This window comes from Candidatus Poriferisocius sp. (assembly GCF_965214065.1).
Classification (GTDB): domain Bacteria; phylum Actinomycetota; class Acidimicrobiia; order Acidimicrobiales; family Bin134; genus Poriferisocius.
The window spans coordinates 552,673-566,442 of the sequence record NZ_CBDCAT010000028.1 but is presented as its reverse complement, the minus strand read 5'-3'; the positions used below and the strand labels follow the sequence as shown (position 1 = coordinate 566,442).

Genomic DNA, 13,770 nt, shown 5'->3' with positions numbered 1-13,770 from the left:
CCGGTATCGAGTTTTCGCTGCCAACTACTAACGTGTCGCCGACATGAGTAATCCTGCCTGGGAGACCGATCCCACGACGCGCCACGAATACCGCTGGTGGGACGGCGACAGGTGGACTGACTATGTGGCCGACAACGGGGTTCAGACCCTCGACCCCCTCACCGGAGCGGAGAATCTGAAGCCCCCGGCGAGCCGGGCAGTCCCAACAGCACCCGATTCGTCGAGCCAGCCCGACCAGGGCTCGCGGGCATCTCTGCAATCCCAGGAACTAGCTACTCGCCTTTCCCGATTCGGCGCCCGGCTCCTCGACGGGATCATCTTCTTGGCCATCACGGTGCTCTTTCTTTTTGCCCTTCACCTCATCGATGTCAAGCCGATGCCCTTCGACGAGCTGTCCGACTCGGAAACCGCCGATGAGACCTTCGAGCACCTCCGGGACTATTCCGACAGCATTCAGTCTGTTGCCCTATGGCTAGCCGCCATCGGGGCGATCTACGAGATCGCCTTCATCGCCATGAAAGGCCAAACGCCGGGGAAGATGGCCACCAGAATCCGGGTTGTTCGAGCTGACGACCTCTTCCAGCCGGAATGGGGCCGACCCCCGACGTGGGGCAGTTCATTCGGCCGCTGGGCTCTGCCATTCCTTCTCGGCCTTCCGGCGTGGTTTGTTCCCTTTGTCGGAGAGTTCTTGGTGCTGCTTTGCTATCTCTCCCTGGTTTGGGATCGAGAGCGTCAAGGCTGGCATGACAAGGCGGCGAGAACGTTCGTCATCAAGAAGCCATAGAGCTCCGGACCTCTGCACTAACCTCAAGCGACGATGAGCGTGTCTGCATGGGAGCCCGATCCCACCGGTCGCCACCAATACCGCTGGTGGGACGGCGAGGGGTGGACTGACCAGGTGGCTGACGACGGGGTTCAGACCGTCGACCCCGTCAGCGCCGCAGAGGCAAGGCTTCCCCACGATGCGCTTCCATCGATGCCGCCCCCATCCAGCCCCTCCGATGGCCAACCCGGGGATACACACCCTTCGGGGGTGCCCGACCCGCTGACGATACTGGCGTCAAAGGGCCAGCGCTTCGGCGCATTCCTCCTCGACTTGGTGCTGGTCGTTTTCACCCTGGGCATCGGCTATTTGATCTGGATGCTGATCGTCTGGGCTCGCGGGCAAACTCCCGCCAAACAGGTGCTCAGGATGCGAGTAGTAAGCCTTGACCAGCGCCAAGCCGCCAGTTGGCCGCTCATGTTCGTTAGGCAGTTCCTGCTCGGTGCTGTTGTATGGGCGGTGGACTTTGCCATTGGCAGTGCCACTGGCGTCACCGTGTTGGGGCTTTTGTGGCTGTTGGCCAACGCGATTTCGCTGCTAGTCAGCAACAGGCACCAGGCGTTGTGGGACAGGATCGTGAAAACCGTGGTGGTCGCCGACCAGGATCGGGTTTTCGCCCCATCTCGGTAAACCACCTGTACACCGGCTGCTGTGTTTCAAGCGGTCATCAGCCCCTTGAGGTGAGCTGCCAACTCCTCGTGGCACTCGAGCTGTTCGCTGATGTAGTCAGGAGCAAGGCCGACAACGTGGATGCGGATATTGATGGTGTCGGTTCCGGTGGCGGCCATCTCGGAGTGCAGTTGTTCGGCCGCTTCAACGCCGTCGGCGGCCAGCACGGTGTTGGCTCCTTGGTCCCAGCGGGCCATCGTCCCCTGGGCGGCGTAGCTCCGGTAGATGTCAAGTTGGTTGTCAACAGCCTCGCCTGGTGGACCGCCTATCCATACCCGGCGAATCAGAATCTTCGGCCCCGTCCCGCCAGCCTCGTCGTAGGCGTCGGACAGCCGCCGTACATGGTCGACGGCTTGAAGGCTGTCGTAGAGGATACCCAGCCCTAAACCGGCTGCCCGGCGGACGGCGGCGAGCGACTGGGCGGCGGCCACCATCGGCACGGGATGGTCGGCACAGGCCGCGATGGCCCGATCATCGGCCAGTGGGCCCTGAGCCTCGCCCCGCAGCGCGGCCACCAATTTGGGCAGTGCTTCTTTGAACCGCGAACCGATTTCGTCGAACGGAACCTCGGCCAGTTCGAAGTCCACCGGCAGCGCCCCGGATGCGAACCCTGCCCCCACTCTTCCAGGGAAGGCAGCGGCCAGCCAGGCCACTTCCTCCGCAATGAGTGTGTAGGGCTTCATCGGCAACAGCAGCGGGCAGGGTGCAGCCCAACCGGTGGGCATGGCGGCCAGCAGGAACCCGGCCATCTGCTGGGGGTTGGGAAAATATCCCGGGAAACCGGCGTGGTGTTCCGACACCATGACCCCGTCATAGCCCACCTCTACTGCCTGCCGAGCCAACAAGCGCACTTCGTCCAGTTGCTCTGCGGCTGGGCCGTCGTGGGGATACAGCCGAAGCGACACCGAGCCATTGGCCAGCGGCGGTGCGGTACTTTCGGCCACTGGTTTAGCGCCGGATGAAGGTGTCGGCGAAGCGGCCCAGGGCCTCGCGCTTGACCTCAATGGCGGCATGGGATGGGTCGCCGGGATACCAGGGCATGGCGATGGTGGAGGTGACCCCGTACTCGTTCATCTTGTCGTGCAAACGGGGGGAGGGCTCGGCGTTGGGGATCACCATGGTCTCGAACGGGCCGTCTTCCTTGCCGGCCTCCTTGCGCAGCTCGCCGAGGCGGTCTAGCAGTTGGTGGATCTCGGACAGGTCATAGTTCATGCCCAGCCAGCCATCGTTGCGAACCGCCCGGGCCAGCGCGGCCTCCGACTTGCCACCCACCCAGATCGAGACCGGCACCTCGGGTTGGGGGTACACGCCGGTGGGGCCGAAGTCGAAGAACTCGCCGTGGAACTCGGCGGTGCCGTCTCGCCAGAAGCGGCGGCATATCTCGATCATCTCGTCGGTGCGTCGCCCTCGGCTGCGAGGGTCGGCTCCCATCAGATCGATCTCCTCCCGCAGCCAGCCCACACCCACGCCGAGGCGGAACCGGTCGTTGGAAAGCAGCGACAGAGTGGCCACCTGGCTGGCCACCGAGAACGGGTCGCGCATGGGCAGGATGTACACGTAGGTGAGCACCTCCAGGGCGCTGGTGGCGCTCAACATGGCCGACGCGGTGATCAGAGGGTCGGGAAACGGCGAGGTGTGGCTGAAGGGGTTCTCTCCCGACGGGTGTACCGAGGCGAACCCCTCGGGGACGGCCACATGGTCGGCCAGCGCTACTCCGGTGAATCCCTCGGCCTCGGCGGCCCGGGCGATGTCCACCAACTGGTCGGTTTCCTCGAACATCACCGCGGCGTAGTACTTCACCAGCTAACTCCTTGCGTCGCGTCGGCTGTCTCGTATTGGCCGATCAGGATTCCGGCAGGGCGCCCAGCATTACATCGGGGCCCAGCGCTGGAGCGATGAACGGTGAGAAGTCCGGCCCCCGCCGCAGACTGTGTCCGCCGTCGACATTGATGCACTGCCCGGTGATCCACCGCGACTCGGGACCGATCAAGAACCGGGACAGATTGCCCACATCCTCCGGGAGTCCCACATCGGCCATTGGGGTGTTGACGATGTAGCTCTCGTACACATCGCCATCTCGGGGGATGCCCTCCATGATCTCGGTGGCGATAAACCCGGGGCGGATGGCGTTGAACCGGATGTTGGCCGCACCATACTCATCGGCCGCGTTGCGCATCATGGCCTCGATGCCCGCCTTGCCAGGGGTGTAGGCCCCGAAGTACGGGTGGGTTATCTGACCGGCTATAGACGACATGCCCACGAACGAACCGCCCCCGGCAGCTCGCATCAAAGGCACCGAGTGCTTGATGGACAGCATGGTGCCCAACACGTTGAGATGGAGCACCCGCAGGAACTCTTCGGTGTCCTGAACGTGATAGGGGCCCATGCCCCCGCCCCCGCCGGCGTTGGCCACCACCCCATTCAGCGTCCCGGTGGGCTCGGCTGCGGCAGCGACGGCCGCGGCCACTGACGCCTCGTCGGTCACGTCGGCCACCACATAGGACACGCTCCCTCCGTTGGCTGCGGCCCTCTCGGCGCGCTCGGCTGAGTCGGCCAATTTCGACTCGGTGCGCCCGCAAATGGTGACCGCAGCACCGTCGGCGGCCAGCGCCGCCGCGCAGGCATGGCCGATGCCGGTTCCGCCACCGGTCACCAGCACTCCGTATCCCTTCACGCCATCTGCCATGATTGCTCCCTGATGAATCGCACAAGGCTGTTCGCCTTGTGCGGTTGATTGATCTCAGCAGCCGCAAAGGTAACAGGAGGATCAGATGAAGGCAGACGCGCTGGACGCATTCCGGCTGGACGGCAAGGTCGCGGTGATCACCGGGGCGGCCTCGGGCATAGGCGAGGCCACCGCCGAGCTGTTCGCCGCCGCCGGGGCCAAAGTGGTGTGCGGCGACTTGGACGGCGAAGGGGCGGAGACCACCGCCAAGCGGATCCGAGAGGACGGCGGCGAGGCCGTCGCTCAGGCCTGCAATGTGACGTCCCGTGAAGAGGTGGACGCCCTGGTGGCCCGGGCGGTTTCCGCCTACGGCGGGTTGGACATCATCGCCAACATCGCCGGCGCCATGTTCCCCGGCCTCATAGAAGACCTGACCGACCAGGACATCGACCGGGGTATCGACTTGAACCTCAAAGGCGTGCTCTATGGCTGCCAAGCGGCCATCAGGGCCATGAAAGATGATGGCGGCGGGGTCATTTTGAACGTGTCGTCGGGGGCCATCGACCTGGCCTACGAGGGCATCGGGGTGTATGCCTTCACCAAAGCGGCGGTAGCCATGCTGGGCCGCACCCTGGCACTGGAGGTGGGCCGCTACGGGATCAGGGTATGCACCCTGGCGCCGGGCAGCACGCTCACCAGATTCACCACTTGGCGCCTGCACAACGAGGACGGGACCCTGAACCAGGAGGCTTACGACGAGTTCTTGGACTACGCCCGAGACCTCTCCCCCATCGGCGCCTTGGGCGAAGCGCTAGACCAGGCCTACCTCATGCTCTACTTGGCCTCCGACGCCGGAAAGTTCACCACCGGCAACGTCTTCCGCTCCAACGGCGGCCAGACCACCACCTTCTAGATTTTCCAAAAAGGCAGTGGTCCCCAACCGAGACGAGGCGGTGGATGGTAAACCGCTAGCGCGGCGACCGAGGCAACCCCATCCCGGCAGTGGCGATGATGTCCCGCTGGACCTCGTTCACACCACCGCCGAAGGTCCCCACCGGCGCTCCCCGATAAGCGCGCTCCAACTCCCCCGCGAGCACTGCCTCCGGCGTCCCTTTCACCAGGTAAGAACGCTGCCCCAACACCTCCATTAGCGACTGGAACGACTTCACCTTCAGCTCTGTGCCGAACACCTTCATGGCCGAGGCGTCGGCCGGTTTCAGCTCGGTGTCCTCTAAGGCGGCGGCCACCTTCCAGTTGTACATCTTTAGCGCCTCGTTGCGGGCGTACACCTCGGCCAGGGCCAGACGCACCCATTCCTGGTCGATGACCCGGCGACCGTCGTCCAGGGTGGTCTGGCGGGCCCAGTCCACTACCCTGCGCAGCGGCCCGTCGATATTGCCCGCCGGAGCCAGCCCAACTCGTTCGTGGTTGAGTTGGGCGGTTATGAGCTTCCAGCCCCCGTTCACCTCGCCGATGCGGGCCCAGTCGGGCACTCGGATGTCGTTGTAGTAGGTGGCGTTGGTGTGGCCCCCGCCCAGAAGCCAAATGGGAGTGTGGCTGAAACCGTCCAGGGTGGCGTCCACCGCGAAGATGGTGATGCCCTGGTGCTTGGGCACATCGGGGTCGGTGCGGGTGGCCAGCCATATCCAGTCGGACTCGTGGCCGCCAGTGGTCCATATCTTCTGACCGTTGATGATCCACTCGTCGCCGTCGCGCACCGCCCTGGTCTTGAGCGAGGCCAGGTCGGTGCCCGCGGTGGGCTCGGAATAGCCGATGGCGAAGTGCAGCTCGCCAGCCAAGATCTTGGGGAGAAAGAACGCCTTCTGCTCCTCGCTGCCGTACACGTTCAGGGCCGGCCCCACCGTATTGAGGGTCACGAACGGCAGGGGCACTCCGGCCCGGTTGGACTCTTCGAAAAAGATGAGCTGCTCCAGTGGCGTGTAGCCCTGGCCGCCCCATTCCTTGGGCCACCCCACCCCAAGCCAGCCGTCCTTGCCCATCTGGCGGACGGTCTCTTTGTACACCGGTCCCCCGTGCTCGCCGCCCAGGGCGTCGCGCCGCTCGGGGGTCATCAGGTTCTCGAAGTAATTCCGCAGAGTGGCCTGGAGCTCGAGTTGGCTTTCGGTGAGGGCAAGGAACATCGACGGCAACCTTATTGCGCCGTCGGCCGTGAGCTTCAGCCGGGCCGGGCGGTCAACCCCACAGGGCGGGGCGGGTGCCGATCACCTTGGTTTCGGCCAGGCGGGCGATCTCTGCTTCGTCGAGGCCGAGCACATCGCTCAGGATTTCCTCGTTGTGCTCTCCCAAGGTAGGGGCGGGACGGCCGAGGCGGTGGTATTGGCCGTTGAACCGGGCCGGGAAGCTGGGATAGGGAACCGCGCCGACCACAACATGGTCCATCCACTGCTGGTGGCCCCGGGAGGCTAGCTGGGGGTTGTCGATCGACTCCCGGCCGGTGATCACCGGGGCGGCGGGCACGCCGGCGGCCAAGAGCTCGTCTACCGCGGCGTCGCGCTCCCTTCGGGCCGCCCAGCCACCTATGGCGGCGTCGATTTCGTCGTGATTGGCATGTCGCTCGTCCCGGCTGGCCCACCCTGCCCAGTCGTCTTGTCCGATCAGAGCCGCCAGAGGCGGCCATTGGGAGTCCTCGTCTACAGAGACCACCACCCACTGGTCCTCACCGGCGGCGGCATAGATTCCTTGGGGAGCGGCGTAGGGCGAGCGGTTGCCCTGGCGCTGGAGGAGCTGGCCGTAAGCCGTCCACTCGATCACCTGCTCGGCGGCCGCGTTCAGCCCGGCCTCGATCAGCGGGACTTCCACCAGCAGGCCCTCGCCGGTCTGGGCCCGATGCTCCAGGGCCAACAGGGTGGCGAACACCGCGTGCATTCCGCCCAGTTGGTCGCACATGCCCCGGGGCACCAGCGGGCGGCCGTCGGGATCGCCGGTGAGGAAGGCCAGGCCGCTGGCCTGCTCGATGGTCATGGCAAAGCCGGTGCGGTCGCGCCACGGCCCGGTCAGGCCGAATGCCGGCATCCGCACCATGATGGCGTCGGGGTTGAGCCGGTGGACCTCGTCCCAGTCCAAGCCGAAGTTCTCCACCACCCGGGGGGAGTAGTTCTCGATCACGATGTCAGACATCTCTACCAACCGCTTCACCTGGGCCAGTCCGCCGTCGCTCGAGAGATCCAGGGTGACCGACCGCTTGCCGGTGTTGGCGCCGTGAGTCACCGGGCTCCACTCCCACAGCTCGTCGCGTTGGAGCCCGCTGGCAAAGCGCATCCCGTCGGGGCGCTGGATGGACTCCACCTTGATGACATCGGCGCCCAAAGCCGAGAACAAACACGAAGCCACCGGCCCAGCCCAGAACGTGGCCAGATCGCAAACCCGGAGTCCGGCTAGGGGAAGCGACGGCTCAGTGCGGGCGGGCAGCGGGCTTGAGGCTCGATTCGTATCGCCATGGGTACCCAGCAGTTCATCGTCGGCGTCATCCAAGGCGGGAGCAGGGGGCACCGGACGGGCCGGGCGGGCGCTGAGCAAGTAGGGCACTCGAGGCTGGGTGAACCTGCCGGGATTCTCCACGTACACCCCGCGCTCGGCGAAGTGGTCGATCTGGGCCACGCGGCTGCCGTCGCCTATGGGCGCTACCGGCACCCGCAGCAAGGTGGCCTTCTCCACGATCTCATCCACGGTGTGGGCCTGGGTGTAGCGGGCGATGCGGGCCCAAACATCGTTGCGGTGGTCCATACGGCCGTCGCCGCTGGCCAGCTTCGGATCATCGGCCATCTCGGGGTCGTCGATGACCACGCAGAAGTCCTTGAACTGCTGGCCGGTGATAGTGCAAAAGCCCACCCAGCCGTCTTTGGCCGGCTCCACTGAGGGGATCTCGATGGAGCGGGTGGCCCCGGTGCGAGCATCAGAAGCGTAGGCCGCATAGAGGTGGGCATAGACGATGAAGCTGGTGGTCATGGCCTCGTAGGCAGAGACGTCTACATGCTCGCCTTGGGTGCCGTCCCGTCTGGCGGCCATCAGCGCGGCCAGCCCCAGAGCACTGGCGTTTGCCGCCGTCAGGAACTCCCCCAGCTTGCCGCCCACCCCGAGGGGCATCTCTCCGGGAATGCCGCGGCTGTGGGTGGAACCCACCCAGGCTTGAAGGGTGAACTCGTTGGCCGGACGCAGGTCCCACGGCCCGCCCCGACCCCACGGTGAGATCGACAGCAGCACCAGAGCGGGATTCTGCTCGGCCAGTTCAGCGTGGCCCAGCCCCATCGACTCCACCACGCCCGCGCCCAAGTCCTCCACCACTAAATCGACGGTGGTGGCGAGCTCCAGAAATCGGCGGCGGCCCTCTGGGTCGTCCAAGTCGATCACCGCGCTGCGCTTGCCGGCGTTGAGGAACTGGAAGAAGGCACCGTCTCCAGCACCGTCGCCGGCAGGCGATCCCGAAGCCGACCACGACCGCAAAGGGTCGCCGCCGGGAGGCTCAATTTTGATTACCTCGGCACCGGCGTCGGCAAACAGCTTGGACGTGTAGGCCCCTCCGACGGTGCGGGTCATTTCCAGCACCCGCACCTGGTCGAGCACCGCCCCATCGGGGGTGCCCAGCAGACCTCCCTCGGCCGTCTCAGCCATGGCCGGGCGCTAGCCGATGACGACGGGGTTGATGGGGCTGCCGGTGGCCCCGGTCACGTTCAGCGGAGACACGGTCATGAAACCCTCGTGGCAACCGTCGGCGGCCATCTGGGAGAAGTTCAGGAACTCCAGCATGTAGATGCCCGCGCCCACCAGCAAGATCTTGTGAACGGTGAGGAAGTCGTTCTCGTCGAACGGGATGACCTCGATGGCCGCGTTGTCGGAGCCCACGGCCACTACGTCATTGGCCATGAGCCACTCGGCCCCATCGTTGTTGATGCCTGGCTGGGCGAAGGGCTGCTCTGCGGATGGGTCAGCCTCAATCGACCACCACATGTCGAGGTAGCCAGTGCGGATCAACACGATGTCGCCGGCTCGCACCGGGGTGCCCTGGGCCTCGGCGCAGGCGGCCATGTCGGCCCCGCCGATCGGCGTGCCCGCCTCCAGCCAATTGTCGGCGCCCATGTGGGCCACCATGTCCAACAGCACGGCGCGGCCGGCGATGGCGCCCACCTTCTCGATACCCAGCCGGGAGGCCCCGGTGTGGGTCTTCATGGCCTCCTTGGAGAAGCCGTTGTAGTGCTGGTCTTGGCCGTACACATGGCACAGGGCGTCCATGTGGCTGGTGGTGTGGGAGGCGAACACCAGCACGTCCTCGTGGGCCCCGGTGCCGGCGTGGCAGCCGTAAGCCTCGTAGATACCCTCATCGGAGGCGTTCTGGAGGGTCAGCCGCATAGGCGTCCCCCGGTAGTCCATGATGGGCACGCCCTGCGATTGGATGGGGATACCCAACGGGTAAACCTTGCCGGTGGTGATCGACGCACTGGCATCTCTCACCACGTCGGGGGTGAGCAGATTCAGCGCCCCCCGCTCATCCTCGTCGCCCCATCTTCCCCAGTTGTTCTCTGCCATGGCCGAGACTCTAGTGATGCCAAGGCCAACCGGTCACCCCGGCCAGCTGGTCACTCTGCCGAGGATGGCGGCGGCTTCATGCCCATGTCCTGCATGCGCTGTTCCATCAGGGGAACCAGCCCGGGAAAACCAGGGACCGGGCGCAGGCTGCGGTTCAGGACCTGAGCCGCTATGACGAGCATCACCAGAGTCAGGCCCCAGTTGGTGCCCATTCGGATGAGCACGTACTCGTTGGTGGAAGAGTTTTGAAGCAGCCAGACATCGAACCCGGCACTGACCAGAACCGCAACCGCTGCCATCGCGGTGATGCGGGCCGATGCCGAGCGGTACGCCCGGTGCGCCAGGGTCTCGGCATCTAAAGACAGCAGGTAGGGCAGCACATACCGGGCCACGCTGCGGCCGGCGGCGACAGATACAGCCAAGCCCACGCCCATCAGGGCCTTGGCGCCGATCCCGATGCCGAAATACAGGTCTTCGCTGTCGTAGATGATGCCCAGGGTGCCTCTAATCAGCAGGTACAGCACGAAGATTGGCATCACCCGGCCCAACGGCAGGCCCCGGCGGTAGCGGCTCACCTGGGCCTTGACGGCCCACAGAGTCATGGCGGCTATGGCCGGTACCAATCCGAACGCGCTGTTGAGCACCAGGAACAGCACGATGGGCATGTACTGGTCGAACACGTCGGCCCGAGTGGGGGCCGACGGCATCGGCGTTGGCGGAGAGGTGTCGTCGGCCATGAACAGGTTGCTCGGCGGCTTTAGCGGGACAGGGCGAACCAGGCCCGGGCGGCGTCGGCGTCGCCGAAGGCCTCCACACCGGGGCTGTCGAGGCTGATGCGCTCCCACGACAGCAGCAGCAGATCGGTGCCGCTGGCCCGCACCGCGGCGTCGCCCTTGGCGTGCTCGAAGCTCATCTTGATGCAGCCGCCATCGTTGACCAGCAGCCACTCCCCCTCGCCGTCGGTGCGGTGCAAGTGCAAGCTGGCGTCGGGCAGGGTCATGTCCCAGTTGGCCACCGAGAACGGCAGCACCACGTCGAACAGCTCGCTCACGCCATCGGCTCCCAGATCGGAGTCGATGGGGCTGGAGGCCCCGAAAGCGGCCTCGGCGTCCCAGCGGTGTACCGCGGTCTCGTGGGCCATGCGGCGGAAGTAGAAGGCCATGGTGTTCTGGCCGGCCCAGCTCCACACGGCCTCATCGGGGTCAGCCCCGTCGAGAGCTTCTTGCACCAAGCGGTGTCCCTCCTCGAACCATTCCACGATGGCGTTGCCTTCGGGGGGGCGGGGGATCTCATCGGCGGGAATCATCTCGGTGGCCCGCTCGGCCACGTGGCGGCCCACTGAGCGGTAAACCCGGCCCACATGGGCCAGCAGCTTGTGCATGGTCCAGCCGGGGCACGACGGCACGACGGCGCCGATATCCCGCCGCCCGGCGGCGGCGATGGCCTCTCCGTCGGACCGCAGGGCTTGCTGATAGACGGCTCGGTCGATGCTCATGGCCCGACGGTACCAATCGCAGGCCGCCGAACTGCTACTAGCGCGGCGCAGTTTGCTAGAACCAAGCCATGTTTGAAGCCAATTGGGACCTAGACACCCTCCGGGTGTTCCTCCACATCTTGGGCGCCGCGGTGTGGATGGGCGGCCAGGTGATCGTGGCCGCCTTGGTGCCGGCCCTGCGCCGGGTCGGCCCCGAGGCCACCCAGGCCGCGGCCCAGCAATTCTCCCGGGTGGCATGGCCCTTCTTCTGGCTGGCGGTGTTGACGGGCCTGTGGAATCTGCTCGCAGTCGAGTTCGAAGACGCGGCCAACAGCTACCACATCACCCTCACCATCAAAATGGTGCTGGTGATCGCCACCGGTGTGGCCGCCTGGCTTCACACCAAGGCCACCGACCGCCGCCGCATCGCCATGATGGGCTCGCTATCGGGCGTTGCATCAATCGGCGCTGTTCTGGTGGGCGTGGCGCTGTAGAGCTTGAGAGCTCTCTCAGGGACCGTTCTCAGAAATCGAAGTCTCCGAAAATCTCAGGGACGGTGAAGTCGAACCCCACTTCGAAGGCGGCTCGAGCTCCGAACAGCGAGTCCATGGCCGCGCTGGCAATCTCATAGGCGGCTCTAATCTCCACCAGCGCCTCAGGACCGATGACCGCTCGAGCCTCGATCAGGGCATCGGCGGCCACCGCCCGGTTCTCGACCAACAAGGCATCGACTGCGTCGCAAGCGGCCTGAGCCCGACGCCGGTACTCCTTGGCTTCGATGACGACATCTCGAGCCGCGTCATAGACGTCTGTGGGGGTCTCGGAATCGCTGAACGAGTACGCCAGCGCCGATGCGGCATGGACGTCGTCGGCACCGCCGCGGTCGCCGGCGGCGGCCTGAATCTCGAAGACAGTTGCGGTGGCCGCGGCCAGGTTGATCCTGGCTTCCGCCAGGGCGGCCCACAGTTCGTCGGCCACCTCCGCGTTGTAGGCGGTTCGAGTCACCGCCAGCGTGGTCAGCGCAGAGCGGAATTCGCCGACCGACGACGAGCTGATGTCTTCGGCCACCGCGGCCTTGAGATCGGCGGCCAGAGCGGTTTGGGAGGCGGCTTCCGACTCCTTGAGATAGGCGGTTCGTGCATTGGCCAGCAGGATCAGGGCCTCATCGACCTCCCGATAAGCTTGGCGGGCATCAGCCAGCACGGTGAGGGTATTGGCCATCTTGACGTAGCCGGCTTCGTCGGCGTCCAGATCGGCCTCCCTTTCCCGCTCCTCAACCAGGGCCACCAGGGCGTTGGCCAAATGGCCGGAGAATCCGCTCTCTTCGTTGGTTTGCCCAGCCGCGGCCCCGGCCCCCGCGCCGAAGACGGCGCTGCTGGCCGTTTCGGGCGCGGCGAAGGCGGCGGTAACCTCGGCCAGCGTGCTGCGGGCGGCATCGGCGTAGGCGGCAACTGACCCTTTGGCCCGCAAAGCCTCGGCCATGGCCATGACCGCGGCCTTGTCGGCATCATGGGCCGAGGCGAGGGCCTCGTCGTTCCAGTCGGCGATGTCGGCAAAGAAACCGGACCGCTGGGCCGCGTCGGCCGCCTCCCCGATATGGGCGCAAGCGCTGCGGAGAGCCTCGACCGCACCGGCGTAATACCGGGAGTCGGACACGACGCCCCCGGCAGAGAATTCAGCGTTCGCAACCGGATCAGCCATGCTCCCTACCGTAGTTGAGTAAGAATAGGGGTATGTCAGAAGCCTTGACCCCCGAGGAGATAGCCCGAAAGATCAAGCGGGCCGGGATTGGCAAGGCCAAATTCGACTTCACCCAGACGTCCATCTTGGGCATCATGGCCGGGGCGTTCATCGCCCTGGGCGGGGTGTTCGCCCTCACTATCGCGGTCAGCCCCGAGCTGGGTACCGGCCCGGCCCGGCTGCTCATCGGGGCGGGCTTCTCATTGGGGCTGTTCTTGGTGGTGGTCACCGGGTCGGAGCTGTTCACCGGCAACAACTTGATGGTGGCCAGCTTCTTCAGCCGCCGCATCAGCGGCCCCGAGCTCACCCGCAACTGGGCGCTGGCGTTTGCGGCCAATCTGGTGGGCGCCCTGGTGATCGTTTTCTTGGTGTACTTCAGCCGGTGGTGGGCCCAGGCCGACTACTCGTTCTCGGCGCGCACCATCCAGATCGCCAACGACAAAGTCAACTTGTCGTTCGGCACCGCATTCGTGCGGGGGCTCTTGGCCAACATGCTGGTGTGCTTGGCGGTATGGATGGCGGTGGCGGGCCGCTCTCTGGTGGACAAGATGATTGGGATCCTGCTGCCCATCACCGCTTTCGTGGCCGCCGGATTCGAACACAGCATCGCCAACATGTTCTTTCTGCCCCTGGGGTGGCTGGTGTCCACCGACGCCGACGCCCTAGCCGCCGCCGGCCTCACCACCGACCAGATCGACCGCCTCGGCTTCGGCTGGATCCTGCACAACCTGGTAGCCGTCACCCTCGGCAACATCATCGGCGGCGCCCTAGTAGGCCTCACCAACTGGACGGTCTACTTGAGGCGGCAATAGCGATTACGCCGCTCGTGGTATCGTTCGCGTATATACAGGTTACCGC

General features: G+C 65.6%; 14 protein-coding genes. 5 read left to right on the top strand and 9 right to left on the bottom strand.

Annotation, left to right across the window (positions count from 1 at the left end):
- Positions 1–43: 43 nt before the first annotated feature.
- Both ACOOGG_RS14025 and ACOOGG_RS14020 read left to right on the top strand, forming a co-directional pair.
- Positions 44–784 carry an RDD family protein gene (locus ACOOGG_RS14025; RefSeq protein WP_420436101.1) on the top strand — a complete coding sequence of 247 codons (741 nt, stop codon included), beginning with the start codon at positions 44–46 and terminating at the stop codon, positions 782–784.
- Positions 785–817: 33 nt separating this feature from the next.
- A complete protein-coding gene (locus tag ACOOGG_RS14020) occupies positions 818–1,453 on the top strand; it encodes an RDD family protein (RefSeq protein WP_420436099.1) in 636 nt (211 codons plus the stop codon).
- A gap of 26 nt (positions 1,454–1,479) precedes the next feature.
- Here the strand turns inward: ACOOGG_RS14020 and ACOOGG_RS14015 are convergent, their stop codons facing one another.
- Genes ACOOGG_RS14015 through ACOOGG_RS14005 form a run of 3 tightly spaced genes read right to left on the bottom strand, consistent with a single transcriptional unit; the run spans position 1,480 to position 4,178 of the window.
- Positions 1,480–2,436, bottom strand: coding sequence for an LLM class flavin-dependent oxidoreductase (locus ACOOGG_RS14015; protein ID WP_420436097.1), 957 nt, complete (start codon positions 2,434–2,436; stop codon positions 1,480–1,482).
- A gap of 4 nt (positions 2,437–2,440) precedes the next feature.
- Positions 2,441–3,292: a TIGR03619 family F420-dependent LLM class oxidoreductase gene (locus ACOOGG_RS14010; protein ID WP_420436095.1), complete on the bottom strand. Its 852-nt coding sequence runs from the start codon at positions 3,290–3,292 to the stop codon at positions 2,441–2,443.
- A gap of 43 nt (positions 3,293–3,335) precedes the next feature.
- A complete protein-coding gene (locus ACOOGG_RS14005; protein ID WP_420436093.1) occupies positions 3,336–4,178 on the bottom strand; it encodes an SDR family oxidoreductase in 843 nt (280 codons plus the stop codon).
- Positions 4,179–4,263: 85 nt separating this feature from the next.
- Between ACOOGG_RS14005 and ACOOGG_RS14000 the strand changes: the two genes are divergently transcribed.
- Entirely contained in the window at positions 4,264–5,070 is an 807-nt protein-coding gene (locus ACOOGG_RS14000) for an SDR family NAD(P)-dependent oxidoreductase (protein WP_420436091.1), read from the top strand.
- Between the two features lie 55 nt (positions 5,071–5,125).
- Here ACOOGG_RS14000 and ACOOGG_RS13995 read toward each other — a convergent pair whose 3' ends face one another.
- The 5 genes from ACOOGG_RS13995 to ACOOGG_RS13975 are packed head-to-tail and all read right to left on the bottom strand — an operon-like array spanning position 5,126 to position 11,193.
- A complete protein-coding gene (locus tag ACOOGG_RS13995) occupies positions 5,126–6,298 on the bottom strand; it encodes an acyl-CoA dehydrogenase family protein (RefSeq protein WP_420436089.1) in 1,173 nt (390 codons plus the stop codon).
- 52 nt (positions 6,299–6,350) lie between these two features.
- Positions 6,351–8,786, bottom strand: a complete 2,436-nt coding sequence (locus tag ACOOGG_RS13990) for a CaiB/BaiF CoA transferase family protein (RefSeq protein WP_420436087.1) — start codon at positions 8,784–8,786, stop codon at positions 6,351–6,353.
- A 9-nt stretch (positions 8,787–8,795) separates the two neighbouring features.
- Complete coding sequence (locus ACOOGG_RS13985; protein ID WP_420436085.1) at positions 8,796–9,698, bottom strand: cyclase family protein; 903 nt, start codon at positions 9,696–9,698, stop codon at positions 8,796–8,798.
- Positions 9,699–9,748: 50 nt separating this feature from the next.
- The gene (locus tag ACOOGG_RS13980) at positions 9,749–10,435 is read right to left on the bottom strand and encodes a hypothetical protein (protein ID WP_420436083.1); all 687 of its coding nucleotides are present in this window, start codon (positions 10,433–10,435) and stop codon (positions 9,749–9,751) included.
- A gap of 20 nt (positions 10,436–10,455) precedes the next feature.
- A complete protein-coding gene (locus tag ACOOGG_RS13975) occupies positions 10,456–11,193 on the bottom strand; it encodes a maleylpyruvate isomerase family mycothiol-dependent enzyme (RefSeq protein WP_420436081.1) in 738 nt (245 codons plus the stop codon).
- Between the two features lie 68 nt (positions 11,194–11,261).
- Between ACOOGG_RS13975 and ACOOGG_RS13970 the strand changes: the two genes are divergently transcribed.
- Complete coding sequence (locus ACOOGG_RS13970) at positions 11,262–11,666, top strand: hypothetical protein (RefSeq protein WP_420436079.1); 405 nt, start codon at positions 11,262–11,264, stop codon at positions 11,664–11,666.
- Between the two features lie 28 nt (positions 11,667–11,694).
- Here ACOOGG_RS13970 and ACOOGG_RS13965 read toward each other — a convergent pair whose 3' ends face one another.
- Positions 11,695–12,873, bottom strand: coding sequence for a hypothetical protein (locus ACOOGG_RS13965; RefSeq protein ID WP_420436077.1), 1,179 nt, complete (start codon positions 12,871–12,873; stop codon positions 11,695–11,697).
- 32 nt (positions 12,874–12,905) lie between these two features.
- Between ACOOGG_RS13965 and ACOOGG_RS13960 the strand changes: the two genes are divergently transcribed.
- Complete coding sequence (locus ACOOGG_RS13960; RefSeq protein ID WP_420436075.1) at positions 12,906–13,724, top strand: formate/nitrite transporter family protein; 819 nt, start codon at positions 12,906–12,908, stop codon at positions 13,722–13,724.
- The last annotated feature ends 46 nt before the right edge of the window (positions 13,725–13,770 follow it).

Bases quoted from the DNA above. Each gene is read 5' to 3' on its own strand.
- ACOOGG_RS14025 (WP_420436101.1), top strand. From the start codon at position 44: ATGAGTAATCCTGCCTGGGAGACCGATCCCACGACGCGCCACGAATAC.
- ACOOGG_RS14020 (WP_420436099.1), top strand. From the start codon at position 818: ATGAGCGTGTCTGCATGGGAGCCCGATCCCACCGGTCGCCACCAATAC.
- ACOOGG_RS14005 (WP_420436093.1), bottom strand. From the start codon at position 4,178: ATGGCAGATGGCGTGAAGGGATACGGAGTGCTGGTGACCGGTGGCGGA.
- ACOOGG_RS14000 (WP_420436091.1), top strand. From the start codon at position 4,264: ATGAAGGCAGACGCGCTGGACGCATTCCGGCTGGACGGCAAGGTCGCG.
- ACOOGG_RS13995 (WP_420436089.1), bottom strand. From the start codon at position 6,298: ATGTTCCTTGCCCTCACCGAAAGCCAACTCGAGCTCCAGGCCACTCTG.
- ACOOGG_RS13990 (WP_420436087.1), bottom strand. From the start codon at position 8,786: ATGGCTGAGACGGCCGAGGGAGGTCTGCTGGGCACCCCCGATGGGGCG.
- ACOOGG_RS13985 (WP_420436085.1), bottom strand. From the start codon at position 9,698: ATGGCAGAGAACAACTGGGGAAGATGGGGCGACGAGGATGAGCGGGGG.
- ACOOGG_RS13980 (WP_420436083.1), bottom strand. From the start codon at position 10,435: ATGGCCGACGACACCTCTCCGCCAACGCCGATGCCGTCGGCCCCCACT.
- ACOOGG_RS13975 (WP_420436081.1), bottom strand. From the start codon at position 11,193: ATGAGCATCGACCGAGCCGTCTATCAGCAAGCCCTGCGGTCCGACGGA.
- ACOOGG_RS13970 (WP_420436079.1), top strand. From the start codon at position 11,262: ATGTTTGAAGCCAATTGGGACCTAGACACCCTCCGGGTGTTCCTCCAC.
- ACOOGG_RS13965 (WP_420436077.1), bottom strand. From the start codon at position 12,873: ATGGCTGATCCGGTTGCGAACGCTGAATTCTCTGCCGGGGGCGTCGTG.
- ACOOGG_RS13960 (WP_420436075.1), top strand. From the start codon at position 12,906: ATGTCAGAAGCCTTGACCCCCGAGGAGATAGCCCGAAAGATCAAGCGG.